This is a genomic window from Synergistaceae bacterium DZ-S4, assembly GCA_025943965.1.
Classification (GTDB): Bacteria; Synergistota; Synergistia; order Synergistales; family Synergistaceae; genus Caenicola; species Caenicola nitritireducens.
Window position 1 is genome coordinate 178896 of record JAPCWD010000003.1, and the last position, 24804, is coordinate 203699.

Below are 24804 nucleotides of genomic sequence, written 5' to 3' on the forward strand. Positions count from 1 at the left end.
TACCTTTGCAAGTAATCTGTCTACTCTTGTATGTTCATTTAAGATATGCTTATAACATGTACGTACATATCATGCATCCTTCAGGATGCTGACGGTCTGCCGGCTTGCGCGAAAAGACAGCATGGGAGATCGTCTCATTTTTGACACTGAAGCACCTCCGAGTTCATAAAAATAAAAAGGTTACAATTATCTGCTTTTCTTGATAAGAGATGACGGCGGAGGGCTTTTGACAGTATACTTAGCAAGATGTATCATCTGCTCTTTCGCACTGAAAACATAGCATGGCCCGGAGGTCAGATCATGAAAGTCCCAATAAAGATCCTCGCAGAAGGATCGCTTTGCATAGCATTATCGGCCGCTCTTTCGTTCGTCAGGCTGTTTGCACTCCCTCAGGGAGGCTCTGTCAGCCTTGGCATGCTGCCGATACTTATATTTGCATTACGAAGAGGCGGATCCGCGGGAGTATCGGCAGGACTGGCCGTAGGGATGCTTAAGCTGTTCATGGGAGGATACGTGATACACCCGATCCAGGCATTGCTTGACTACCCTGTTGCAAATGCACTTATCGGAACCGCAGGCTTCTTCAGGGCAAACAGATATCTTGGAGCAGCCGCGGCATCGCTCATGAACCTTTTTGCTTCTGTACTGTCAGGGGTCGTCTTTTTCTCGGATTACGCACCCGAAGGGATGAATGTATGGCTCTACTCCTTTCTTTACAATGCGAGCGTTGTGATCCCGGAGGCTGTCATCTGCATAGCACTTATTTATTTGATATTGCCCAGGCTGGATAAGATAGGAAGATAGGCCTTTCCAAAATATAAAATACCGCTTTATTTCACAAAAAAGGTTGATGCTTTTCCCTTTTCAATATAGAATACGCGAATGCGGGGTATCGATTTTCCCCAAAAATTATTTTGAAACATAATTTAAGGAGGACTTCTTACAATGGCTAAAGCAGTAGTTGATCAGGATGCTTGTGTAGGTTGCGAGGCATGCGTAGGCGTTTGCCCGACATCGGCGATCAGTATGAATGACGGCAAAGCAAAGGTCGATCCGGATACATGTGTTGAGTGCGGAGCCTGTGTGGCGACCTGCCCTGTCAGCGCAATTTCCCAGTAGTAATTACATCTGAGCGGATAAAAAAACCGGAGGCGCCGGCCTCCGGTTTTTTTATTTCGCAACCTGCTTTCTAAGCCTGCAACAATGATCAAGAGGACCGCTTCCCCTGCCCAGATCAAGACCTGACTTCAACGCATCCGTAATATAATCTTTGGCTGCTCTTACGCTCTCCTCGACGCTAAGACCCTCGGCAAGCCCGCAAGCTATTGCAGATGATAAAGTGCATCCTGTTCCGTGGGTGTTTGGGTTATCTATCCTCGCCGCGAGAAACCACTTCTCTCTCTCGTCCCGCCTGACCAGCAGATCGTCAGCCTCCTCCGGGAAGTGCCCCCCCTTTATAAGGATATTCGTCCCTGTCGACCTTGTTATGATCCTGGCCGCCTCTTTCATTCCCTCCCGATCTCTTATCCTGATCCCGCTGAGGACTTCAGCCTCGGGGATGTTCGGTGTGATGATCTCTGCCAGAGGGAGAAGCATTTCTATGAGAGCATCGGCTGCATCCCGCTCAAGCAGCCTGCTTCCGCTGGTCGATACCATCACTGGGTCGACGACGATGTTTTGTGCGCCATACTCTTTCAGTTTCTCAGAGATCGTCCTTACCAGGAAAGAGTTTGAGACCATACCTATCTTGACGGCATCGGGACGTATGTCTGTAAAGACCGCGTCTATCTGCTGTGCCACAAAACCGCTCTCAACATCCGCGATCCCTGAGACCCCGGTCGTATTCTGGGCGGTAAGGGCCGTTATAACACTCATGCCGTACATACCAAACGCTGTCATTGTCTTTAGGTCTGCCTGGATGCCCGCCCCGCCGCTGCAGTCGGAACCGGCAATCGTCAATACCTTTCTGATCATCTCGATTTCTCCTTCCGCCTTATTTGTTCCCCAGCATTTTTTCAGCAAGGGCCAACAGTTTCGCTGCCGAGGCCGCGATATCATCTTTGGCAAATATGGCCGACACAACTGCTGCTCCAGCGATCCCGGAGCCCGAAAGTTCGATTATATTGTCTTCAGTAATGCCCCCTATTGCTACCACCGGTATGGAGACAGAACCGCAGATCCTTTTGAGTTCATCAAAGGACATTACTTTTGCATCTTCCTTTGTTGATGTTGAGAAGACAGCGCCCGCGCCGATGTAATCAGCTCCGCACCTTTCCGCTTCAAGAGCCGTTTCCGCTGTCGGGGCCGATACCCCGAGTATCATAGAGCTGCCGATCCTCTGTCTTGCCTCGTATGCGCCAATATCCTCCTGTCCGACATGTACGCCGTCGGCGCCTGATGCCAATGCGGCTTCGATGTCGTCGTTGATGATCAGGGGGACATTGTATTTATGAACAACAGTCCCAATTCTTTTTGCAAGGCTCACAAGCTCGTCAGATCCCATATGCTTTTCCCTGAGCTGGACCATTGTCACACCGGCCCTCACAGCCTTTTCTATTTCTTCTTCCAGGGAGCTTCCTTTGAGCCATTTTCTGTCAGTTACGGCATATAGTTTTAATGAATTTTTATCTAATCTCAATTTTTACAGCCTCCCTCATCTTTTCCGCGGTCATGTTGCTTACTTCGTCTATGATGTATGACCTGTATGTGGAAGTTCCTCCGCCTTTGCTGGTGAGCTGTTCAAAAGCCAACTCTCCGGCAACCCCGAACATCGCCGCCGCGGAAGCTGCCGCCAGTGCATGGTCTGAAGGGACTGCCGCGCAAAATGCACCTGTAACGGCAGAGAGCATGCAACCTGTGCCGCTGACTTTTGACATCATGGGATGACCGTTTTTGATCGTGTAAAGATATTTTTCCCCGGCAACTATATCTTTAGGGCCGGTAACCGTGATCACAGCGCCTGTCTTTTTTCTGAGCTTCATGATGAGGCAGATGACCTCTTTAGGCAGATGCCTGTCCAAAAGTCCCGGGTCGGACGCGTCAACTCCCCGGGTCCTTGACTCCCCTCCGGCTATAGCTGTTATCTCTGAAATATTTCCCCTGATAACGGCAAAATCTATTTCCTTTATCAGCTCCATTGCCGTTGCAGTACGCAGAGAGGAGGCACCCGCCCCGACAGGATCAAGGACCACCGGCAGTCCAAGTTCGTTTGCTCTTCTGCCCGCCTTGAACATGGAAGGTATAGTCCTGCTGTTAAGAGTGCCGATATTGATGACTAAAGCCGAGGCGATCGATACTATCTCTTCCGTCTCACGTTCATCGTCCGCCATAACAGGCGACGCCCCGCACGCCAGAAGCACATTGGCACAGTCATTTACTGTAACGTAGTTTGTTATGCAGTGTACAAGAGGAGATATCCTCCTTACCTCATCCAATATCCCTGCAAACATGCTTACCCCTCCTGTCCTTCTCTTTTAAAAAATATCGCTCTCGCTTTATCTGCCGCGAATGCCAGGGCGATAACGGCAGCCATTACGGGCAGGGTGTTTCCCAAGGGGGTCTCCATTGCCATAAACTTCCTGTATATAAGAAATCCGGACAGCCAGATCACAAAATTGGGAATACTGATGCTTTCGCTGAAATGATCTTTCTTCAGTATGAAAAAATCTGTTATCAGTATCGATATCATCGGTGCGAAGACAGATCCTATCAGGAAAAGGAAGTTTTCATACTGCTCTACCGGAGTCAGGACAGCCAGGGCAGTACCGGCTATGCAGGCGATCACAGCCGTTGTTTTGCTGCCGGGCCTGTCCGTTATGCTGCTAAAGCTCACTCCGGCTGAATAAACATCGAGGAAGGTCGTTGTCACAGTAGATATGACAATAATGAATACCGCCGCCAATCCCAGGCCCGCACCCAGCATGATCTTTGCAATATCGCTCTCTCCTGTGTATACAGAGGCCCCCAATCCTATCATATACATCCAGGTGCTGCCCGCAAAATAGACCAGAACGCTTACCAGTGAAGCCTTTCGTGGGTTCGATGCATTATGTGTGTAATCCGAGATAAGGGGCAGCCAGGAGAGAGGCATCGCTGCAGACAGCTCAACCGCACTCCCAAAATTCATTTCTCCCGTGACCGCAGCAGAAGAGTTTCCCCCGAACACAATAATGCTGAGAAGAAGGGTGAGTGAGAAAAGGCCTGCCATAGTAAATATGTTTATCTTTCCCAGGTTTTTTATTCCTATCTCTATCCATACTATTATCAGAAAGCCGATAACAACACTCCACAGGGAGGGGCTGTATGACCCTGTGTATTTTTCTGCTATCAGTGCTACAGCCCTTCCGCCTCCGATTATCATGACTGCGGTCCATCCGACAAGCTGGGTAACATTCAGCAGTGAAAAAAAGACCGAACCTCTCTGTCCGAAAGAAATTTTTACGGTCTCCATCGCGCTTTTTCCGGTTTCTGCACCTATGCGGCCTGCAAGATAGAGAGGTATGCAGCCAATAATATGCCCTATGACGACAGCCGCGGCGCCTCTCGAAAAACCAAGCGGAGCGATCAGACTCCCTGTAAGTATCTCCGCAATGGAGACCGCTGCGCCAAACCATATCAGCGCGCTTCCAAATACCGTTGCCCCTCCGTTATCCCTCATGATCTTTCCTCCCGTTCAAAAATAAAAGCGGGAAACGCCGGCTTCGCGTCTCCCGCTAAATTTTGCAATTTAGTGCGTTCCCTACGTTGGCATTATCCAAATCAGGTCCAGGGTCGAAGTCGATCACTTCCTCTCAGCCCGCCATGCAAGCTCCCCGAATATTCAGCTGTATGATGCAGGGCCATTATAGACCCTTAGGACGCCCCTATGTCAAGGGCACTCTCTCAAAGTCCTGTCATCTGCACTGTCCGTACCTCTTCCTGAGGTCCTCCGCTTCGCACCTCACCTGTTCGTCAGTGAGGACTATCCCCCCTCCTGCCGCCCTTGCAAGGATGAAAATTTTTGAAAAGACCTCAAGCATCTCGCAGCGCATCAGCGCTTCAGACAGGTCCTTGCCGGCACAGAGGGCACCGTGGTTTGAAAGAAAAACTCCCGTCCCGTCAGCAATTGCCCGTGATACGTTCTCGGCAAGCTCTTCAGTTCCTATCGGAGCATAGTCTGCAACAGGCACAGTTCCCCCGAAAAGTGCGACCTGGTTATCGGTTATCGGGAAAAGAGGCTGCCTTGAGGCCGCAATGGCGGTAGCGTAAAGAGAATGTGTATGTATGACTGCATTTATGTCTGTCCTTGACCTGTATATCCTCAGATGCAGTGATTTCTCTATCGACGGTTTCCTGGATCCTTCAAGGACCTTTCCTTCCGGGTCCAGCATCACTATATCTTCACACATCAGCCCCCGGTAATCCATCCCGCTTGGAGTGATCAGGATCCCTTTCTCTGTCCGGCAGCTGATATTCCCGCCGGTCCCCTGCACCAGACCTCTTTCAAGGATGAGGATCCCCGTTTTTATCATCTCTTTTCGAATATCTGCTTCATTTACCATACTCATCCCTCGCAAGTCTGCTCAGAACAGGAGTTATCATCAGGTTGACGACTCCCATTATAAGGAAAATGTTTATTACGGAAATATCAAGCATAAGCAGCATGGAGACAAATACCGCCGAAAGGACCATTCCGAAGGAATCTGTTATGTTAAGGCAGGCAACGACACGGGCCCTGTGTTCATCAGAGCTTCTTGACTGCATAAGCGCATACATCGGCACGCTGAATATGCCGCCCGATGCGGCAAGCATCAGAAAAGAAAATATGATCCCCCATGAACCGGGTTCTGCAATAAACTCCATGACTCCTGCCAGATGCCCCGTCTTTTGCACCGTAAGGCTGAAAAAATAGAGCAGGAGAGTTGCTGTCGTCATCCCGATACATCCGAACGGGACCAGCCTTGCGGAGATCTTTCCCTTCAGCAGTCTGTTGCAGAACGTCGAACCAAGCCCTACCCCCACCGAGAAGACAACAAGGAACAGTGTCGACACTTCTTCGTTCCCTCCCAGAATGTTCTTTGAAAATGTCGGAAACTGCGAGAGGAATACCGATCCGAGAAACCAGAACCAGCTGATGCCTAGAATGGATCTGAACACGGTCACATTCGGCCTTACATAGGATATTATTCCCATTGTCGATCTTAAAGGATTCCAGTCTATCTTCATGCATGCCACCGAGGGTCCGGCCTTTGGAATAAAAAGGCTCGAAATAAAACCGGCTACGGCAACACACACCACTCCTGCGGAAATCAACGCCCTTCCCTCGGGACGAAGTATCAGAAGCCCCCCGCAGAGAGTTCCGGTCAGGATCGCGATATAGGTCCCCGCACTCACCAGTCCGTTGCCTGCTACAAGTTCATCCTCATTAAGGTGCTGCGGAAGTATGCTGAATTTCAGAGGACCGAAAAATGCCGACTGCGCTCCCATGAAAAAGAGAAGCGCCACCAACCCCCACAGATTTAAAAATGTGAACGCAGCCGCCGTCATCACCATCAGAACGATCTCCACGAATTTGATGATCCTTATAAGGAATGATTTTTCATACTTGTCTGCCAGCTGTCCCGCTGTGGAAGAGAAGAGGAAGAAAGGGAGGATAAAGAGGCCTGCGATAGAGGTGATCAATATCTGTGCGTTCAGCCCGTATTCTTCTGCCAGCCTGAACGTGATCAGTATCACCAGGGCATTCTTGAACAGGTTGTCGTTGAATGCACCAAAAAACTGCGTGAGAAAAAGCGGCAGGAACCGTCTGACTATTAAGAGCTCAAACTGAGTCTTGATCCCGGCGTCCCCCTCAGTACATATTTTTGCTTACTGGACCTATTGTTTCTTCGCAACATCCTCAAGCGAGAGTCCCCTGGTATGTTCCGTCTTGACCCAGGTACCCTGATCCTTTGCAAGAAATGCGGCCTTGAAAATGATCGGTATCCAGGTCAGCCCGAACCAGAAGTAGGCAAATGTGTCCTTTACATACCTCAGCGTGAATTTTTTCTCATGCATCGAAGGGCCTACTATCACGCATATCAGGCAGAAGGCAATGATGAAGAATATGGGGAGCCCGAAAAAGAGCACCCAATCCACCATCGTCTGGGGCGTGCTCTCGGATACCGTGGGGAAGAGGACCATGTTGTTTATCAGGGTGTAGGCCATTCCTGCAAACATTATTATTATGCCGAGGCATGATTTGGCAGGTGCCAGCAGATAGAGGAAGAGGTCCAGGTACTGGAGCTTCCTCGTGACAAAGAAGGACCTGAGAGCATCCATCCCGTAGTGCCAGAACACCCAGTAATGTCCCTGCATCCACCTGGTGCGCTGCCTTTTTGATACCGCCATGCTCTGCGGCTTTTCGTCATATATTACCGCTGCGTCGTTCCAGTGCACCCTGCTTCCCGACAGGATGAGCCTTGTGGACATCTCAAGGTCCTCGGTCAGGCTTTCAAGGTTCCATCCTATCCTCTCAAGGGTCGCGGCCCTTATCACAAGTCCTGTTCCGCCAAGCGTGCATGAAAGGCCCCACAGTCCCCTGGCAAGCTGCCAGAACCTGTTGGAAAACCAGTAAGCCAGCGCATAAGACCTGGTAAGCCAGTTGTCGTCAGGGTTCTTAACGTCGAGTACTCCTTGTATCGCTTCAGCTTCAGGGTGCAGCTCCATATAGTTGTTCATGTTCATAAGAAAGTTGGCATCCACAAGGTTGTCCGCGTCAAACATTGCAAGAGCGTCCGCCTTTTCCATCGGCAGCTGTGTCAGGGCCCATCTTACATTCCAGGTCTTGCCGTTGCGCTCCTTGTCAAACCGCTCAAGTGCGACGGCTCCGTTGGTGCGGGCAAGATCGGCGGTATTGTCCTGACAGTTGTCGCATGAAACATAGACTGTGTAGCAGTTTTTGGGGTAATTCTGTTCGGCAAGGCTCTTGAGCAGGGGCGATATCACCTGTGCTTCGTTATGTGCTGGTATAAGCACGATGAATCTGCGATAACGCTTCGCACGCGGCATCTCTTTCTGATTCCAGAATCCTCTTATGCTTACTGCTATCTGGTATATCCCGTCGGACATCAAAAGAGCAAGGAGGGAGTACAGGACGAACTGCAGTATCCACCATCCCCACCATATAAACCAATAAATCAATTCCTGCGGATCTTCCATAAATTTCATTCCTCCTGCAAAAGAGCACAAAAAAAGGACCTCAAAGACCTGCGGTCTCTGGTGAAGGCATCAGAAACAGATACTTTACCGGTAAAGAATATCACTTATCAGATTTTTTTCCAGAATGATATCATTATAGCTCAGTCTGAGGTCTACTTCTTTAGTAATTTCATCATACTCTGAGGCATCGATCAGCTCATGTGTCCCTATCCTGGTCGCCCTTTTGACTGCGGGTTCCACAAAGACTCCGTTGATTATATAAGATCCGTTCCTGAATATTACAGGGTCAGGTCCGTTATCGAGAGAGAGATCCTTTCCAAAGCAAGTCTCGACCTTCACTCCCAATAAGCCTGCAGTCGTCGGGAATATGTCCATCTGCCCCGTGTCGGTATAGATGGTCCCCTTCATGGTTTTTTCCCCAGGGATTCGGAATATCAGCGGGACTCTGCGTGTCTCTTTCCATTCTATAGTCTCTTCGATCTTTTTACCGATCAGTTTTTCCATCTCTTCCTTGTAGGCAATGGGAACTGCAGGGTGGTCTCCATACAGTACTATGAGGCTTTTCTTATCCAGACCGGATGATCTCAGTCCGTCAAGGAACCTTCCAAGCTCCCTGTCAAAGTAGTTCATTGCTGTAATGTAATCTCCCAAAAGCGTCTTTTTCATCTCCTCAGGCAAGGGGAAAGAGCCGTCGTCGAGACCTTCAAAGTTATAGGGATGGTGTCCGCTCAGCGTTACTATAAAGCCGTAAAAGGGACCATTTGCCTTCTTAAAAATATTCAGGGCCTCCGTGAATATCGTCCTGTCGCTCAGACCGAGACCAATGACTTCGCCATCCGGAAATGTGTTGCGGCTGTATTGTCTGTCAAAGTACAGCTTGGGATGCATCCTGTGACAGTTCCAGAAAGCACTATATGTTCCCTGAATAACAAATGCATCGTACCCTCTCTTTTTCAGCGCTTTTGCAAGCGAGTTGTAGCTGTTGTTGGCAAATCTCGTGTATGCGGCACCTGAAGCAGACGGGAAAAAGCCCGTATTGGCCATAAATTCTGAATCTGAACTGAGACCGCCGGCAGTCTGATCCCAGGCATTTGGAAAATATAAAGAGTTTTCGGCAAAACGGTTTAGGTTCGGAGTCACCTCTGTCCCGTTGATCCGGAGTCCGACTACAAACTGCTGCAGGGCCTCGCATTGTATCATGATCAGATTTTTGCCCCTGGCCGGCGGAGTTTTGTTGGTCTTTATTCTTTTGTCAAACCAGCCGCGCAGTTCATCTATCTTACGCTGAGGAACGTTGTCGGGTTCAAATGCCTTAACGGTGAGGGATATAACGTCCCCCCAATGGAAAGAAGCGGTGCTGACCCAGGCGCATACCGAGAGCCTGTCATACATGGCGCTCATGATGTTGGGCCGTTCTTCCCTGAGTCTCCAGCCTGCGAAGACCTGAACAGAGACCGCAAGAAAAAGGATGAAAAGTGAGACCGATATCCTTTTCCGGGAAATTTTCTCAAAGCACAGTGCAATCCGTTCCCTTTTCAGCATCCACATAATGAGCGGGATGTCAGCGAAGATGAGTACATCCCGCAGCTTGAGCAGAGACCAGATGGACTTAGCTATCAGCCCGGTCTGGGGCAGGAGAAGTATATCATGGAATATGAAGATATCCGAATAATATCTTATGAAGAGAACATCAGTAAGGACAAGCACCGAAAATAGGATGTCGATCATCAGCAGGGCCCTGCTCCTGTATTTTGCCGGGACAATAGAGACCGGGATGATCACGGACAGGATGGCCGCAAGCGACGGGATCGCCACGGCGATGGCCCGAAGCGTATGCCTAACAGGATGCGCTTTCATGCTTCCGAAGGATGGCCAGTTCAGCACATCAGCCACCATGTAATCTACGACAAAAAATTTGATCCATACTATAAGTGCCAGCAGGATCAATATCCTAAGCTCTCTCTGACGGCATTCCATTTCTTTTGCAGGCAGGATGCGCATTTTTTCAGTCTTCTCCCGCTAACTCGGGGATCAGGTCATGTTCAAGTATCATGTCGCTGTACCCGAGACGTCTCTTTACCTTTCCCGCTGCCGCTGCATATTTGCGGTAATCCGCAGCCTTCCCTTCAGACATGTCCGTTGCCCTCTCTGAAGAGGGCTCGACAAACACATTGTTTATTATAAATGAACCGTTCCTGAATATTACCGGCTCACTTTCATCTTCTCCAAAAAGGTTTTTGCCAAAACCTGTCCTGAACTTCAGATCCATAAGATCCGCCAGCGTATCGGGCAAATCGATCAGGCCTGCAGGCCGGCTGATCTCACCGGAAGGCAGGATCCCTCCCGGGATCCTTATCAGGAGGGGTATCCTCTGCATACCCTTCCATTCCCATTCATCTTTCAGGCTTCTGTCCAGGAGCTTTTCGAGGCTTGACCTGTCCCAGGCCGGAATGGCTGTATGGTCCCCGTACACGGCTATAACAGACGAATCCAGAAGCCCCCTTTGCCTCAGGCCTTCGATGAACATTCCGAACTGGTCATCGAAATACTTCATCGACGTCAGGTAGTTTCCCATAAGAGTCCCTTTGAAGTATCCGGTATCCAGCCGGGCAGCTTTGAAGATACCCTCAAAGTTGTAAGGGTAATGGCTTGTCAAAGTTATCATAAAGGCATAGAAAGGTTTCTCGGTTTTATCAAGGATATCAAGCGACTGTCTGAAGAAACTCGCATCACTGAGACCCATTCCTATGTTTTCATCGGCAGTAAAGTCCATTTTGCTGAAAAATCTGTCGAATCCCATTGAAGGATACATCCTGTTCCTGTTCCAGAAACCGGGCCTGTCTCCGTGAAGTGCTATGGATCTGTATCCTTTTTCTCCCAGGATCTTGGGGAGTGCCTCGTACCTGTTCCCGGCAAACCTCGTATAGGCAACTCCCGTCACAGAGGGGTAAAGGCCTGTATTCACTATGAATTCTGCATCAGAGCTGTTGCCCAGTGAAGTCTGGTTGTAAATTTTACTGAAATATGCCGCTTCCCGGGCAAACCTGTTGATGTTTGGGGTAACTTCGGTCCCTTTTATCTTCAGGCCTATAACAAACTGCTGCAGGGACTCGACCTGGATGATTATCAGGTTCCTGCCCCTGGCTATTCCGGCGTATTTGCCGGGAAGACGGCTATTATACCTCGTCTCGTAAAATTTTTTAATTTCTGAGAGCTGTTCATCAGGCAGCCTCTCCTTGAAAAAGAAATGGCCGAATGCATTTTTCGCGTCAGCCAGATGATACGTCAGCGCACCGATGTTGTTGCAGACTGCCGGACGGTCCCACATCGAGCTTAATACTCCGGGCACCTTTTTCTGATAAGAATCAAACCTGTACCATACTGCCGATGCACCGACGATAATCAGCAGCATTGAAAAGAGAAGACGCTTGACCGTTATTTTTTTGAAAAAGGGATATGAAGTGAAACTGCGCGAAAGGTAAATGAAAAGTATGAAAAGCGGGATGTCGGCAAAATAGAGGAAATCTGCCGGGCGGATAAGTGCAGCAACGGAATCTGCTATCTCTCCGACCTGCGTTGAAAGTCCTATGTTCATGAATGTGAACATGTCAGAGTAATAACGGAGGTGGAGCAGGTCGGTCAACGCCAGGGCCGTCATCAGAAAATCAAGCACAAGAGCTGCAGATCCCCTCATCTTTCTCCAGAAGAGAGAGACCGTGACAGTGAGTATCAGAATTATGCCTGCGGATGAAGCGGCGGAGGCCAGATATCTCGCGGCATGACGTGAAACGGAATATTCCAGAAAGTAAAATTTAACGAACAGGGCTGCAAATAAAAGGATAAAAAATACCGGCTCTCTTCTGTCCCTGGTTTTTCCGGCAAAATAACTGTTCCCATACAGGCCCATATCTTAAAAACCCCTCTGCTATCTTCCGTATATCCGGTTCGATCTTTTAAATCGGGCCTTGATCCGCGAATCTTCCCCGGTCAATGACTGAAGCTGATCTGTGCTCATGCGCCACAGCCAATTGCCCGCGGCAACTCCAGGCACGTTCATCCGTGCGGATCCCCCAAGAGAAAGTATATCCTGCATCGGTATTACCGCAAGCCCGGATGTTGATGACAGCGCCATATTCACAAAAACTTCCGAGACATTCAGTGCACTTATCTCAAGACCTGTGTACTCAGATACAAGCGACCGCATGCGCTCATCGGATTCGTTCTCCCACCATCCGCGGACCGTATTGTTGTCATGGGTCCCCGTATATACTACAGAATCCGGCCTGTGGTTATGGGGTGCATACGGGTTCCGGCCGATCTCTCCGTCAAAGGCAAAGAGGAGGACCTTCATACCGGGGAGGACGAACTCTTCCATGAGTTCCCTTACATCCTCAGTAATGATGCCGAGATCCTCCGCCACGAGTCCTGATGCCTGCAGGCCCTCCTCCCGGATCATCCCTAATATCGCACTGAGCAGTTCCCTTCCCGGAGCGGCTGTCCATTCCCCGTTCTCAGCCGTATCTTCTTCGGCCGGTACAGCCCAGCATGCGGAGAAGCCCCTGAAATGATCTATCCTTACCAGGTCAAAGTTCTCCAGGGTTTTCCTTGTTCTGGCTCTCCACCATGCAAAGCCGTCTTTTTGCATGATTTTCCAGTTATAGAGCGGATTTCCCCATCTCTGTCCTGTAGCGCTGAAGTAATCCGGAGGGACCCCAGCCACTTTAATGGGCGATCCTTGAGGGTCAAGGTCGAAGAGTTCCCGGTTCGCCCACACGTCGGCACTGTCGTATGCGACAAACATCGGGATGTCCCCCATCAGGCTTATCCCCCTATCCCGGCAGTACCTGCGGAATGTCTTCCACTGCCTGTCGAAGACAAACTGCTCAAAGAAAAGCAGCTCTGCTTCCTCTTCCTTTCCGTTTTCTCTGATGTAATTTCCAATGGTGTCCCGGTCCCTCAAAGCAAAGGGTTCAGGCCACCTGTTCCATGGCAGGCCGTCGAATGTGTTTTTCAGAAGGGTAAAGAGGGCATGATCCTTGAGCCATAAAGACTCCCTCCTGATGAAATCACTGTAATCGCCTGCCAGAGATGAGTATCTCTGCCTGTCTTCTTTGAAACGCTGCCATGCGATCCGGATCAATTTACTGATCATCTGGTCTGTGTACCCGTAGTCTGCGGAGATTTCCGGTCCCTGGTGGTGACAGTCTGCGAGAATATCCGGATCCAAAAGACCATCTTCAGCGAGTTTTTCAGGGCTGATAAAAATGCGGTTCCCCGCAAAAGACGATCCGCTGCTGTAGGGTGAGTAGAATGAGGCCCCGTCAGTCGGTGTCACAGGCAGTACCTGCCAAAGCCTGAATCCCGAGTCATAAAGAAAATTTGCAAAAATCTCCGCATTGCTTCCAAGCCCCCCCGTCCCAAATGGTCCGGGCAGAGAGGACAAATGCATCAAAACGCCGCTTCTTCTGTCCAAAAAGCTTACCTCCGGCTTCCTGTATCTATTGGTCAGTCTCTTCAGGCAGAAGTACGAGGCAGGCAAGGGGCGGAAGAGTAAGTTCTATCGAGTAACGGCGCCCGTGGAAGGATATCTTTTCCGTCCTGACCTTACCCATATTCCCTGTATTCGACCCTCCGTAGAGGGACGAATCGCTGTTGAGCACCTCGCGCCAGACTGTGTCCCTCGGGACTCCGATCCTGTATCCCGTCCTTACTACGGGGGTGAAGTTGCCGATAAATATAACTTCCCTGCCATCTTTTGACCTGCGCAGGAAGGATACTATGCTTGACGATGAGTCCCCGCAGTCTATCCATTCGAAGCCTGCCGGGTCATTGTCCTGTTCCCACAGCTGCGGGTTATTTTTGTAAAAAGTATTTATGTCCCTGAACCATTGGAAAATCCCGCTATGGATTTCTTCTTTCAGTATATGCCAGTCAAGGCTGATGTTGTGGTCCCACTCCTTCTCCTGTCCATACTCCCCGCCCATAAAGAGAAGCTTTTTACCGGGGTGTCCCATCATCCATCCGAAGAGGAGCCTGAGGTTTGCCGCCTTCTGCCAGTCGTCTCCGGGCATTTTGCCCCAGAGCGATCCCTTTCCGTAGACCACCTCGTCATGAGAGAGCGGCAGGACAAAGTTTTCGGAATAGGCATACCACATTCCGAATGTAAGTTTGTTATGGTGGTACTGCCTGAAGACAGGATCTTTGGACATATACTGGAGTATATCGTTCATCCAGCCCATGTTCCACTTGAAGCCGAATCCGAGGCCCCCGAGCCACGTCGGCCTTGACACCATTGGCCATGATGTGGATTCCTCTGCGGTCACCTGAACATCGGGAAAATCCATGTATATCGTCTCATTCAGTTTTTTCAGGAAATCGATCGCCTCTATGTTTTCTTTCCCGCCGTAGGAGTTGGGGATCCATTCCCCTTCTTTTCTGGAATAGTCAAGGTAAAGCATCGAGGCCACCGCATCGACACGAAGGCCGTCGGCGTGGTATTTGTCCAGCCAGAAATGGGCGGATGAGAGGAGGAAACTCCTTACCTCGTTTCTTCCGTAATTGAATATGCAGCTCTTCCAGTCAGGATGGAAACCCTTTCTCGGGTCTTCGTGCTCGTAGAGGGCAGTCCCGTCAAATTTTGCCAGTCCGAAAGCGTCCGCGGGAAAATGAGAGGGGACCCAGTCAAGTATGACCCCTATCCCTGACCTGTGCAGAGAATCTATGAGGACCATAAAGTCTTCCGGTGACCCGTACCTTGAGGTAGGGGCAAAGTAGCCCGTAGTCTGATATCCCCAGGAGCCGTAAAAGGGGTGTTCCATAACAGGCAGGAACTCGACATGGGTAAATCCGTTCTCGACAAGGTAAGGAGGCAGTTCCTCAGCCAGATCCAGCCACGAAAGGTACCCGTCCTCCTCAGTCCTTCTCCATGAGCCCGCGTGGATCTCATATATGGACTGCGGAGATGAAGGAGAATTCCTTTCCTTTCTTGATGACATCCATACGCTGTCGTTCCATTTAAAGGGGATTTCATGGCACACTCTTGAGGCGGTGCCAGGGGGAGTCTCCCAATAAAATGCGAATGGATCGCCTTTATCAAGCTGCTCCCCAGTCTGCGTCGTTATCGAGTATTTATAGGAAGACCAGACATCAACTCCCGGTATAAATCCTTCCCATATCCCTGATGAGTCCCATCTCGGGGCAAGTTTGTGGCTCTCTCTGTTCCATGCGTTGAAGTCCCCCATGACAGAGACCTCCCGGGCATTGGGGGCCCAAACGGCAAAAAGGACTCCTGTCATCCCCTCATGGAGCATCCTGTGTGCGCCGAGGAATTTGTAAAGCCTGGAGTGGCTTCCTTCACGGAAAAGATAGATGTCGGTCTCCCCCGCAAGGCTCACTCCATTGATGACACCGCTTCCCGTCTCTTTTTTCACCGGGCGCACCTCCCTGCCTGTAATGATGCTATTATAGCTGATAAGGCAAGGATCTTTGCTGAGTCCGACAAAGAGATTCGGGGGTATATCAATGGGTTTGTCCTTTTCATACAACAGAGTCGACGAAGTGACAGTATCACTGCTTAAATCGACGATCGGAGAGAGGAATGTATCTTCCGACGAGGAAAAGCTGATCTCATATTCGCATGACGAGGTCCCTTCATCTGCATACAAAGGGATCCACAGGGCGGAAGTGCTGCTGTTTCCTGAAACTGCCGACCATGTCTCGGAGATCATGAAGATCGCTTCGGCAAAGAGGATACCCGTAACGCCCAGAGGTGCGGGGACAGGACTTTCGGGCGGTGCACTGCCCGCATTCGGCGGCATTGTGATGTCTTTTGAAAAGATGAACAGGATAACAGAGCTTGATGAAAAAAACCTGACAATAACGGTCGAACCGGGAGTGGTCACTTCTGAGATCAGCAAGCTGGCAGCCGCCCACGACCTTCTTTACGCGGGCGATCCGTGCAGCGGAGATGCCTCTTTCATAGGAGGAAACATAGCGGAAAACGCCGGAGGCAACAAGGTCATCAAATATGGCGCCACAGGTGCACAGGTACTGGCACTGGAAGTGGTACTGGCGGACGGTACCCTGACATGGTTCGGAGGAAAGAGACGCAAAGACGTAACAGGGCTGGACTTTACCCATTTGATGGCCGGGTCAGAGGGCACTCTGGCAATAATCACAAAGGCTGTACTGAGGCTCCTTCCTCTTCCCAAACATTCGGTAGACCTGCTGGCCGCCTTTCCCGACCCCGAGACCGCAATAGCTTTCGTTCCTCAGATCATCAAAAAAGGAGGGATCGTCCCCGCTTCGATAGAGTTTATGGACAAAAAGGCGCTCTCTCTGGCCGAGAGGTACCTCAACAACCCGGTCCCGGCAGGCAATGCTGGAGCTGCGCTGATAATCCAGCTCGAGGAGAACGACCCGGAAGTCCTTGAAAAGGAGTATGAGAGGATCGGAAATCTTTCAAAGGAAAACGGCGCGTTTGAAGTATACGTGGCAGATACCAGGAGCACAAAAGAACGCATATGGCAGGCACGAAAAGCAATACCGGAAGCGACCTCCTTCTTTTACAGCAGATACACCAAGGAAGATCTCGTGGTGCCGATCGACAGGGTCCCCGATCTTCTGGGAAGGATAAAAAACATCTGCACTGCGGCTGACCTTGAGTGGGTCGCATACGGGCATGCGGGAGACGGCAACATGCACTGCACCGTGATAGGGCCACCTGCCGACGACTGGCACGAAGTCCTTCGCGGGGTGCAGGAAAAGATATACTCGGCAGTCATCGAGATGGGGGGCACTCTTTCAGGGGAACATGGAATAGGGTTCAAAAGAAAAGCTGACATGAAGCTCTTTCTGGACAAAAAACAGCTTGAACTGATAAAAAGGGTCAAGCTTGCCTTTGATCCCGACAATATCCTTAACCCGGGGAAGATCGTCGAGTGGAATGAATAAAAGTTGAGGGGGCCGACTAAAGCAGAAAGCCCCCCAATATTATCTTTCCGTATCCATTTTCCTTAACTCCCTGCGAAGTATCTTGCCTGCCGCTGATATGGGGAATTCCTCCAGGAATCCTACCCTGCGCGGTACCTTGTAATGGGCAAGGTTTTTCTTGCAGTAGTCTATGAGTTCCTTTTCTGAAGCTTCCTTTCCCTCTTTCAAGATGACGAAGGCCTTGACTATCTCACCCGCGAGCTTGTTTTTCTCGCCGACAGCAGCTGCAGACTGTACCGAGGGATGCTGGCAGAGCAAATTCTCGACCTCCTGGGGATATACATTGAAACCACTGACGATTATTATGTCCGTCGCCCTGTCGACTATGGTGACATAACCGTCCCCGTCAACGCGTACCACGTCTCCGGTGTTGAACCATCCGTTCAGAAATCTCTCCCTCGTATTTTCTTCGTCCCTGAAATATCCTGAGACTACGGAGGGCCCCCTGACCCATAGGACTCCCTCTTCGTTCATGTCGAGGACATTTCCCTCCCTGTCCCTTATCTGTACTTCGTAGGTCTCGAAGAAATGGCCCACCGTCCCGAGCCTGCATTCATCGGCACTGTGTCCGACAGCCACGACGGGGGAACATTCAGTAAGCCCGTACCCTTCAAGTATGCCGGTACCCATATACTCCTTACATCTGGCGTTCAGCTGAACGTTCAGTCTGTCCCCGCCCGTTATCACAAATTTGATGCCCCCAAGCCGTTCTCCTATCTTCGCAAGGGCTCCGAGAAGGAATACCATTATCGTAGGGACGCCGATTATGCAGTTGGCTCCTGACTCCCTGATCGATTCTATCGTGCGCTCAACGGGGACAAAACCGGGGAGCACTGTTTGGCTCAGTCCGCTCATAAGGGCAAGCATGCCTGCCATGTTGAAGCCGAAGGAATGAAAATTGGGAAGGACGTTGAGGATCACCGAATCACTGTCGAGCAGTCCGGGGACATGTTTTTTTATTGGATCGATATTTGAGAGCACGTTCGTATGTGTACATGGCACAGCCTTCGGTGTGCCTGACGTGCCCGATGTTGAAAATATGACAGCGTGGTCCTCACTCTCCGGTATTCCTTTTGTGCATCTGAAAGGCTGAAGGGGCTCATCGGGAGGCGCTGTGAAAACCCCGGGGCCGTCGCAGTCGGCTGCATGATCTGCCGGTTCGCTCTCCGGGGCGACGAATATCACCGATGGATCCAGCATTTTAAGGGTGCTTTTGAGGTTACCCGCCGCGGCCCTTGAATTCATTGGAGCCACAGCACCGCCAAGCCTCCAGCATGCGATTGAGATCGCTATGACCATCGGGGAGTTAGGCATTATCAGAGCTATCCTCTGTCCCCGTTCAAAGCCCGCGTCCTCAAGTTTGTTCTCACAGTCAAGTGCCAGGGTGTTCAGCCTCTCCCATGACCACCAGCTTCCGTTCCACCAAATGCAGTCGGCGTTCTCTCTCCCCTTCCAGGCAGATACAAACCTCATCTCAAGCCTCTCTCGATTTGACCCTGATATCATAAATACCATCCCACCTGTACTTCTGAATGTAAAAAACAATTATAAGACTTTTCTGCGCTTTCTGCGGTCATTTATCTTTGAGTTAAAGAGTTACTGGTCAATATTCTTTGTCCTGATCCTTCTTTGGAAAATGCCTTTCTCGTTTGGACAGTAGATCACTGCCATGGCTTTGTTCAGGGGTCCGTGAGTCCTCGGATCCACAGTAACGGTGGCATGAGCCGCCGGGAAATTCCTGGTCGAAAGCAGTGCGTGCCGTATGGCTTCTCCTCTGTACCCCGATGCATTGTAGAGCGCATTTGCTATCCATCTGACCCCGTCGTAAGCTAAAATCGCTTCTTCAACATCGGAGGGAGGAAGGTTTTCGTTGTAGAGAGTCCTGTAGTCCTTCATTACTGAACGTATCTGGGGGTCAAGGTCTGAGACTTCATTTATCCACCAGCTGCCGGCAAAGGTCCTGTCGTTCCCGAAAGACATATTTTCGGTGTAGCCCTCCGACAGTATCGTTTTGCTGTAGCCTGCCTCTCTTGCGGACCTGAAGACCGACCTTATGTCGATCTCTTTTCCGGGGACTATAAGCACCTCTGCTCCGCTTTTTGCTATCGCTTCCATTGCGGCACGATGGTCGGAGTTTTCCTTCATCGGCATGCTGATGTCGGCTGTCACCCTCCCTCCGAAGATCTTTACCCACCTAAGTGCTGATTCGTGCAGCTTCAGGGATGTCTCGTCGCCGGAGTCGTACAGAAATGCTGTCTCTTTGCTTGAAAGGCCCTGTACAGCAAAATAGGCAAGCATTTTTGCCCTGGCATCCGTATCATTCGCAATGCGGAATGAGTAAAGGTATGGTTTTTCCCCCTTCAACACAGCTCCGTATGTCAGATCAGAGGCCGTGATCACAAGAGGAACGCTTATCTCGTCGGCTATGCCTGGGAGCAGGCTGGCCTTTTCCCCGGATGAGGGGGTCATCATTACAAGGATGCTCTTGTCCTTCATTACTTTTCTGACGCTCTCCTCCGCTTCAGCAGCCCTCTGTGGGAGGTCATAACCGACTATCTTTATTCTGTATCCCCTTATGCCTCCCTGTTTGTTTATCTGTTCAACGGCAAGCTGAGCCGCTCTGAGCTGGTTGTGGCTTGACTGAGCAATGCTTCCTTTCATAGGAGCAAAAAATGCTATCCTGAATTCATCGCCTACCGGGTTCCTCTGGCTGCCGATCTGGAAAAAGAGCACCACGATAGCAAGCAATGCAGCAATAAGGACTATGCCGTTGTAGAAAGACTTCTTCCTTATCCACATCGTCCTTGGCTTGTTTGAGATGCCTCCCGAGATCCTTCTCAGGTTTCCCGGCCTGGCGACCAGATCCTCAGCCGTCTGATCTTCGCCTTTGCATTCGGCCCTCTCTTCTCCTATGACTTGCTTCAGCGTCCTGAGAACGTCTTCGGCATCCCCGGGCGAAAACCCGAGGTTTTCCGACAGCTTCGTCCTGAAGTACATCTCATTTTTAGCGCTGAGCCTTGAATTGAGTTTCCATCCAGATTTGATCATGTAGCGCAGGGCAAATGTCAGCCTGAAATTTGCAGCGCTTTCCGAAGGGTTCCTCGCTTCAAGAAACTGAGAGAGCCTGTCAGGATCTTCCAGTATGCAGAGACCGTAATCTTCGGTCAGTTTTTCCAGTACTTTTTTTATACCCTCAGACAAAGACAACACTCCTCACCATTAAGAGTATAGCCTGCCCAGGGCAGGTCCGCAATAAATACGGATGACCCAATGACAAAATACGGAGGAAGCGACGGAAACCAAAAGCGCAGGGACATCCGCACCCCGCGCTCCCGGTTTTCGTTGAAACGATCTGCAACTTGCTCTAATTGTCTTTGAAGATCTCGTCCCTTAATCTTTTTTCCTTTTTTTCGTAGAAGGATAATATTAGAGCTTCCAAAGATACTTCAGCTTTCCATCTGTAAGGCCAGCGGTGCTCTCCGTACTTGTCTCTGCACAACAGGACCGGCTCCCCCCTCATCTCCGAACCGTAACATTCCACGGTGCATATCTTTCTCAGCTGTACCGGCACCATGGGTGTCCCGCATTCGGGACAGGGCATTGACTCCTCAAATAGCAGAAGGTCAGCCGTATCAGGCTCAAAATCCCTGCCCCAGCAGCAACCTGTTCTGTGGTAATCTGGCCTGTTTCCTCCCACTACAAAGTTTTTTCCACCGACCAGGGAATTGTCAGCCACCATATGGACCCCTTCGGGAACTCCTATCGGGCCGCAGAATCCGGCAACTTCACCGAATGATGATACTATCTCTTCGCTTTCAGCCTTCCTGAAGGCAGCCCCCCTGAATTTTGAATCTATATACGCCGCCAGCTTGTTTATGCTGATATTTTTGTCCCCCCTGATCATCGCAAAGAGGAGGGGCTTTTTTCCGCCGGGCAATATAATTGTGTAAAGCATCGCCTTAAGCGTCTGCGAAGGATCAAGTCCCAGCTGTTGACAGAGCAGCGGGATAGTGTGCGCTCCCGGAGTATGCACATCTCTGACATCTTCCATCTCACGGCCGGAGTTCACAGGTTCCGTTCCGTAAACATCGGCGGAATCCTGATGGAAGTAATTTCCACATCCCGGACATACCAGCCCTTCGATTTCGTGGAGGGATCCCTTACCCGCCGAACAGACACCCACCATCCTGTTGACCGTCCCCGGACTTACTTCCAGAAGGTAATCAAAATCCGGGATGTAGCGTTCGATGATCGAACGGATAGTGTCGGCGGCCATGGAAGCCCTCAGTTTGGCGTCCTCTTCATCCTTCGCCCATCCCCACAGCCTCAGCTTCCTTCCTGAGATCAGCATCCAGGAAAGGGCCTTTTCACCATGATCCCTTACGTAACGCTCGGCAAGGGAGTTGACTGACTCATCAGACTCGCTGCAGTCTATATGCTGGATCCCGTTTATCTCAAGCAGGGCTTCACCGAGGTCTTCCGCAATGCTGTTGAGCGTGCTCCTGCCGATCGGGAGCAGTATAAGTTCACCGCTCTTTGAGTTGTAGACACCTCCTCCTTCCATCACAAGGGCAATCAGCCCGGCATCCCTTACTTTTGCCGGAGGGTTCTTTGTTTCAGGAATGAAAAGTTCGCGCATCAAATTTCCTCCTATAATTATTTTCCATATATAATACTACATAGCTTACGATATATCCAATTGTATAAAAAAATACAATAATATTACCTTAGGATGACATATTTTAACGGAATACTACTCAAATGCTGTTTTGCTCGCGGAGGTCAGCCATGAAAAACATGTCACACTGCTTCTTTCTTCTGTTGTCACTGCCAATACTGTTTCTTACAGCTGCCGCAGGATGGCGTGTGGATGTCTTCCAACTGGAAGGGCCGGAAGGGAAACTAATCTTCCAGTCTCCGGTCTCCCTCGGGCACAGATTCACAACGCGATATATACATTCCGTCGAACTGACACCCGTGGAAGACGAATACAAAGTGGCAGGAGGCCTTCTCTGGACATGGGAGGAAAGGGTCAGATCGACCAATGCAGGACTTCCTTTTGACAGGCCAAGATACGGCAGGTTCATAGACACCGGTGAATGGATGATCTTCCAGGGCGGAAGGATGTCATGGAAGGAATATTACTACAGGATAGGCAACAATAAGATCGGCCGGAACCAGGTAATGCTTGAGCCTTTCGGCAGGAGAAATTTCTTTGAGCTGTTTGCAGGCGAACGTCTGGTCGTACGGATCCGAAAAATGCCCCTCATATCAGCCGAATTCTACAGGACAGATATACTTGAAAGCGCCCCGATGGGGGTACCGCCGATGGAGGGCGGCTCGAGGTGATCACATGTAAAGATCCAGCATATAAAAAATAATGCCTGAGGCGCCGATGATCATTTCAGGCAAGTGTCCCGGCCTTTCCGGTGACTTATCTCTTGCCTTGTTGAATAATTTTGCCGCCAAAGGTGCCAGAACGATCTGAACAAGCATTACCCTGAACCAGAATGAAACAAAGTCCACAAGGTACATTTTGAAACCTATAAGGCCCAAGGCAAGTCCAAGACGCGCCGGAAAAAAGAAAGACACTATCATTGCCGGAGCAAGGGTCGATCTTATAGCATCGAAGATCTCAGGTATCTGTACATTGTCCACTATCCTTGTCTTTGTTACCCCTCTGGACGGAGAGGCTGCAAAAAGAAGCAGCAAAAAAGCCGCCGAGCCCATTTTCCCCCACATACCCGTTACAGTCCAGATCGATGTTGCCGTGAAGGTTTCAAGGCTGAAAATGCTCCCCGGCATTCCCCTGTTCAGGGCATACCAGGAGAGCGTCCCTCCCACAGCTATCAGAGTGACTGCAAATTTTGAGAGAACGAAGAGTTCTTTGGTGTCGAAAGACTGGTATATCTCACCTGAAAAGACCTTCATTCCACGGATATATAGTCCCTGAGATGCCAGCAGAAGAAACACGATAACTATGAAGTCGCCATCTGTCTCTACAAACTGCGGGAAAGAGCCCATTGGTATAAAGAGGAAGATCATCAGAAGGCAAAGGCATGAAGCATAGAGCAATGGCGGAGGACACCTGTCAGAACACCTTCCGGCAAGGAACCTTCTGTAAGGGGCAAATAGAGATGCGTCCGTACCCTGTATGTCGTAGAGCACATTTTCCCCCCCTATGAGGAGCAGGGATACCGTCAATACCAAAATCATCAAGGAGATCCCTGAAACGAGCGTAAGAAAAAATGAAAAAATCATATCAGGCCTTTCTGTGCGACAGGTAAAATTTTAACACGGTTGAATTATACAACATCCAGGAGTCCCTTCTCCCTCAGTTTCATCAGGAGGGGAGACTCGATCAGCTTCAGTCTCCGTCTCATGTATATGGCCAGGAATATCGCCCCAAGACCGAAAATTAGCCCAGAAAACGTACCCCCGAATATGTCTGCTAAAATTCCGGCGGTAAGAGAGCCCAAGGGTCCTACTCCAACGCTGCCCACAGTATAAAGGCTCATCACGCGCCCCCTCTTGTCGTCCTCGATTATGCTCTGGATCAGAGTGTTGAAGCATACCGATCCGGTAGACATCCCGAAACCAAGTACCGTAAGGGCGGCGCAGGAGAGCTCAACAGACCTCGAGAGCGAGAATCCGGTAAGTCCGGCCCCAAATAGTCCTACGCTGTAAATTGCCCTTATATGGAGCTTGCTGAGCGGTACCAGGCTGGCCTGGTAGATCACACCTATTATCGCCCCGAGTCCGACAGAACCAAGAAAAAAACCAAGCGTTGACGCGTCGCTCTGAAAAACGTTTCTTGCAAAAAAAGGCAGGAGGGTCGCGTATGGATAGCAAAGGAAGAAAAAGGCTGCGGATGTGAGGATCATTCTTTTCAATGCGTTGAACCCCAACGTATATTCAAGACCTTCCCTGAAACCATGCCAGCCGCTCTTAGGAAGAGTCATATCAACTTTTTTGATCTTCAGGCGTGTAAGTGAAAATATTACCGCAAGGTATGCTACGCCGTTCAGAAAAAAACACATGGTTTCTCCCACTGCCTGTATTGCAAAGCCGGCAAAAGCCGGCCCTACAAGCCGTGCAAGATTAAAAACAGTGGAATTTATCGTTAAAGCGCTGTTCAGCTGATCGGGCCTGTCAAGCATCCTTACGACGCTTGCCTGACGTGCGGGGAGATCTATCGAAGATACCAGACCGAGCATGAAGCTGAGAAAGAGTACCTGTCCGTATCTTATTATTCCCGTGAAATCGAGAAATGCCAATGAAAGGGCCTGCAGCATACAGAGGATCTGCGTGATTATCAGGATCTTTTTCATGTCGTACCGGTCAAGGATCGAACCGGCAAAAAAACCGGTCACGAGTATCGGTGCCTGGTTCGAAAGCTCTACCAGCCCAAGCCCTGCGGCAGAACCGGTAAGCCTGAGCACCAGCCAGCTCATCGCAAGTCTCTGCATCCATGTGCCGATAAGAGAGACGGACTGACCAAATATAAAAATTCGAAAGTTTATAGCACTGAGAGCCATAAAAGCCTTCATGCTGTAGATACGGCTCAACATGCACTCTTCTCCGTAGATAAAGTATTTTAGCAAGTATAGCAGATGCCCGATATGCAGCATTATG

20 protein-coding genes and 1 riboswitch are annotated in these 24804 nt (G+C 50.2%); of the genes, 4 read left to right on the forward strand and 16 right to left on the reverse strand.

The features are described 5' to 3' along the window. Positions 1-300 precede the first annotated feature (300 nt). On the forward strand, positions 301-804 hold the full coding sequence (gene thiT, locus OLM33_03270) for an energy-coupled thiamine transporter ThiT (protein ID MCW1712691.1): 504 nt from the start codon (positions 301-303) through the stop codon (positions 802-804). A 141-nt stretch (positions 805-945) separates the two neighbouring features. Then, positions 946-1119, forward strand: coding sequence for a 4Fe-4S binding protein (locus OLM33_03275; protein MCW1712692.1), 174 nt, complete (start codon positions 946-948; stop codon positions 1117-1119). Between the two features lie 51 nt (positions 1120-1170). On the opposite strand, the gene thiD is transcribed toward OLM33_03275, so the two are convergent. The 11 genes from thiD to glgB form a co-directional block, all read right to left on the reverse strand. Next, positions 1171-1974: a bifunctional hydroxymethylpyrimidine kinase/phosphomethylpyrimidine kinase gene (gene thiD / locus OLM33_03280; GenBank protein ID MCW1712693.1), complete on the reverse strand. Its 804-nt coding sequence runs from the start codon at positions 1972-1974 to the stop codon at positions 1171-1173. A gap of 19 nt (positions 1975-1993) precedes the next feature. Then, the gene (gene thiE, locus OLM33_03285) at positions 1994-2638 is read right to left on the reverse strand and encodes a thiamine phosphate synthase (GenBank protein MCW1712694.1); all 645 of its coding nucleotides are present in this window, start codon (positions 2636-2638) and stop codon (positions 1994-1996) included. Continuing rightward, positions 2625-3449 carry a hydroxyethylthiazole kinase gene (thiM, locus tag OLM33_03290; GenBank protein ID MCW1712695.1) on the reverse strand — a complete coding sequence of 275 codons (825 nt, stop codon included), beginning with the start codon at positions 3447-3449 and terminating at the stop codon, positions 2625-2627. The genes thiE and thiM overlap by 14 nt, the downstream gene beginning before the upstream one ends. Before the next feature lie 2 nt (positions 3450-3451). Next, entirely contained in the window at positions 3452-4657 is a 1206-nt protein-coding gene (gene cytX / locus OLM33_03295; protein ID MCW1712696.1) for a putative hydroxymethylpyrimidine transporter CytX, read from the reverse strand. A 60-nt stretch (positions 4658-4717) separates the two neighbouring features. Next, a riboswitch (TPP riboswitch) is annotated at positions 4718-4822 on the reverse strand. 70 nt (positions 4823-4892) lie between these two features. Further along, positions 4893-5540 (reverse strand): class II aldolase/adducin family protein, encoded by a 648-nt coding sequence (locus tag OLM33_03300; GenBank protein MCW1712697.1) that lies wholly within the window; start codon positions 5538-5540, stop codon positions 4893-4895. Then, entirely contained in the window at positions 5530-6777 is a 1248-nt protein-coding gene (locus OLM33_03305) for an MFS transporter (GenBank protein MCW1712698.1), read from the reverse strand. The genes OLM33_03300 and OLM33_03305 overlap by 11 nt, the downstream gene beginning before the upstream one ends. A gap of 78 nt (positions 6778-6855) precedes the next feature. Further along, positions 6856-8178, reverse strand: coding sequence for a glycosyltransferase (locus OLM33_03310; protein MCW1712699.1), 1323 nt, complete (start codon positions 8176-8178; stop codon positions 6856-6858). Between the two features lie 84 nt (positions 8179-8262). After that, the gene (locus tag OLM33_03315) at positions 8263-10155 is read right to left on the reverse strand and encodes an LTA synthase family protein (protein ID MCW1712700.1); all 1893 of its coding nucleotides are present in this window, start codon (positions 10153-10155) and stop codon (positions 8263-8265) included. 28 nt (positions 10156-10183) lie between these two features. Further along, the gene (locus OLM33_03320; protein MCW1712701.1) at positions 10184-12085 is read right to left on the reverse strand and encodes an LTA synthase family protein; all 1902 of its coding nucleotides are present in this window, start codon (positions 12083-12085) and stop codon (positions 10184-10186) included. Between the two features lie 18 nt (positions 12086-12103). After that, complete coding sequence (gene malQ, locus OLM33_03325; protein MCW1712702.1) at positions 12104-13651, reverse strand: 4-alpha-glucanotransferase; 1548 nt, start codon at positions 13649-13651, stop codon at positions 12104-12106. A gap of 25 nt (positions 13652-13676) precedes the next feature. Next, positions 13677-15608, reverse strand: a complete 1932-nt coding sequence (gene glgB / locus OLM33_03330) for a 1,4-alpha-glucan branching protein GlgB (protein MCW1712703.1) — start codon at positions 15606-15608, stop codon at positions 13677-13679. A 91-nt stretch (positions 15609-15699) separates the two neighbouring features. Between glgB and OLM33_03335 the strand changes: the two genes are divergently transcribed. Then, positions 15700-17130: an FAD-binding oxidoreductase gene (locus tag OLM33_03335; protein MCW1712704.1), complete on the forward strand. Its 1431-nt coding sequence runs from the start codon at positions 15700-15702 to the stop codon at positions 17128-17130. Positions 17131-17169: 39 nt separating this feature from the next. On the opposite strand, the gene OLM33_03340 is transcribed toward OLM33_03335, so the two are convergent. The 3 genes from OLM33_03340 to OLM33_03350 form a co-directional block, all read right to left on the reverse strand. Beyond that, the gene (locus tag OLM33_03340; GenBank protein ID MCW1712705.1) at positions 17170-18675 is read right to left on the reverse strand and encodes an AMP-binding protein; all 1506 of its coding nucleotides are present in this window, start codon (positions 18673-18675) and stop codon (positions 17170-17172) included. Between the two features lie 90 nt (positions 18676-18765). Next, positions 18766-20370, reverse strand: a complete 1605-nt coding sequence (locus OLM33_03345) for an ABC transporter substrate-binding protein (GenBank protein MCW1712706.1) — start codon at positions 20368-20370, stop codon at positions 18766-18768. A 163-nt stretch (positions 20371-20533) separates the two neighbouring features. Further along, positions 20534-21808 carry a hypothetical protein gene (locus tag OLM33_03350; GenBank protein MCW1712707.1) on the reverse strand — a complete coding sequence of 425 codons (1275 nt, stop codon included), beginning with the start codon at positions 21806-21808 and terminating at the stop codon, positions 20534-20536. Positions 21809-21957: 149 nt separating this feature from the next. On the opposite strand from OLM33_03350, the gene OLM33_03355 reads away from it, so the two are divergent. Then, on the forward strand, positions 21958-22518 hold the full coding sequence (locus OLM33_03355; GenBank protein ID MCW1712708.1) for a DUF1850 domain-containing protein: 561 nt from the start codon (positions 21958-21960) through the stop codon (positions 22516-22518). Here the strand turns inward: OLM33_03355 and OLM33_03360 are convergent, their stop codons facing one another. Both OLM33_03360 and OLM33_03365 read right to left on the reverse strand, forming a co-directional pair. Beyond that, on the reverse strand, positions 22519-23385 hold the full coding sequence (locus tag OLM33_03360) for a hypothetical protein (GenBank protein ID MCW1712709.1): 867 nt from the start codon (positions 23383-23385) through the stop codon (positions 22519-22521). A gap of 89 nt (positions 23386-23474) precedes the next feature. Then, entirely contained in the window at positions 23475-24740 is a 1266-nt protein-coding gene (locus OLM33_03365) for an MFS transporter (GenBank protein MCW1712710.1), read from the reverse strand. Positions 24741-24804: the final 64 nt, after the last annotated feature.

Excerpts from the sequence above, each read along its gene's own strand:
- OLM33_03275 (MCW1712692.1), top strand. The coding sequence starts at position 946 with ATGGCTAAAGCAGTAGTTGATCAGGATGCTTGTGTAGGTTGCGAGGCA.
- thiM (MCW1712695.1), bottom strand. The coding sequence starts at position 3,449 with ATGTTTGCAGGGATATTGGATGAGGTAAGGAGGATATCTCCTCTTGTA.
- OLM33_03320 (MCW1712701.1), bottom strand. The coding sequence starts at position 12,085 with ATGGGCCTGTATGGGAACAGTTATTTTGCCGGAAAAACCAGGGACAGA.
- OLM33_03360 (MCW1712709.1), bottom strand. The coding sequence starts at position 23,385 with ATGATTTTGGTATTGACGGTATCCCTGCTCCTCATAGGGGGGGAAAAT.
- thiT (MCW1712691.1), top strand. The coding sequence starts at position 301 with ATGAAAGTCCCAATAAAGATCCTCGCAGAAGGATCGCTTTGCATAGCA.
- OLM33_03340 (MCW1712705.1), bottom strand. The coding sequence starts at position 18,675 with ATGATATCAGGGTCAAATCGAGAGAGGCTTGAGATGAGGTTTGTATCT.
- thiD (MCW1712693.1), bottom strand. The coding sequence starts at position 1,974 with ATGATCAGAAAGGTATTGACGATTGCCGGTTCCGACTGCAGCGGCGGG.
- OLM33_03355 (MCW1712708.1), top strand. The coding sequence starts at position 21,958 with ATGAAAAACATGTCACACTGCTTCTTTCTTCTGTTGTCACTGCCAATA.
- OLM33_03315 (MCW1712700.1), bottom strand. The coding sequence starts at position 10,155 with ATGGAATGCCGTCAGAGAGAGCTTAGGATATTGATCCTGCTGGCACTT.
- OLM33_03350 (MCW1712707.1), bottom strand. The coding sequence starts at position 21,808 with ATGCGCGAACTTTTCATTCCTGAAACAAAGAACCCTCCGGCAAAAGTA.
- OLM33_03300 (MCW1712697.1), bottom strand. The coding sequence starts at position 5,540 with ATGGTAAATGAAGCAGATATTCGAAAAGAGATGATAAAAACGGGGATC.
- OLM33_03335 (MCW1712704.1), top strand. The coding sequence starts at position 15,700 with ATGGGTTTGTCCTTTTCATACAACAGAGTCGACGAAGTGACAGTATCA.
- OLM33_03310 (MCW1712699.1), bottom strand. The coding sequence starts at position 8,178 with ATGGAAGATCCGCAGGAATTGATTTATTGGTTTATATGGTGGGGATGG.
- cytX (MCW1712696.1), bottom strand. The coding sequence starts at position 4,657 with ATGAGGGATAACGGAGGGGCAACGGTATTTGGAAGCGCGCTGATATGG.
- OLM33_03365 (MCW1712710.1), bottom strand. The coding sequence starts at position 24,740 with ATGTTGAGCCGTATCTACAGCATGAAGGCTTTTATGGCTCTCAGTGCT.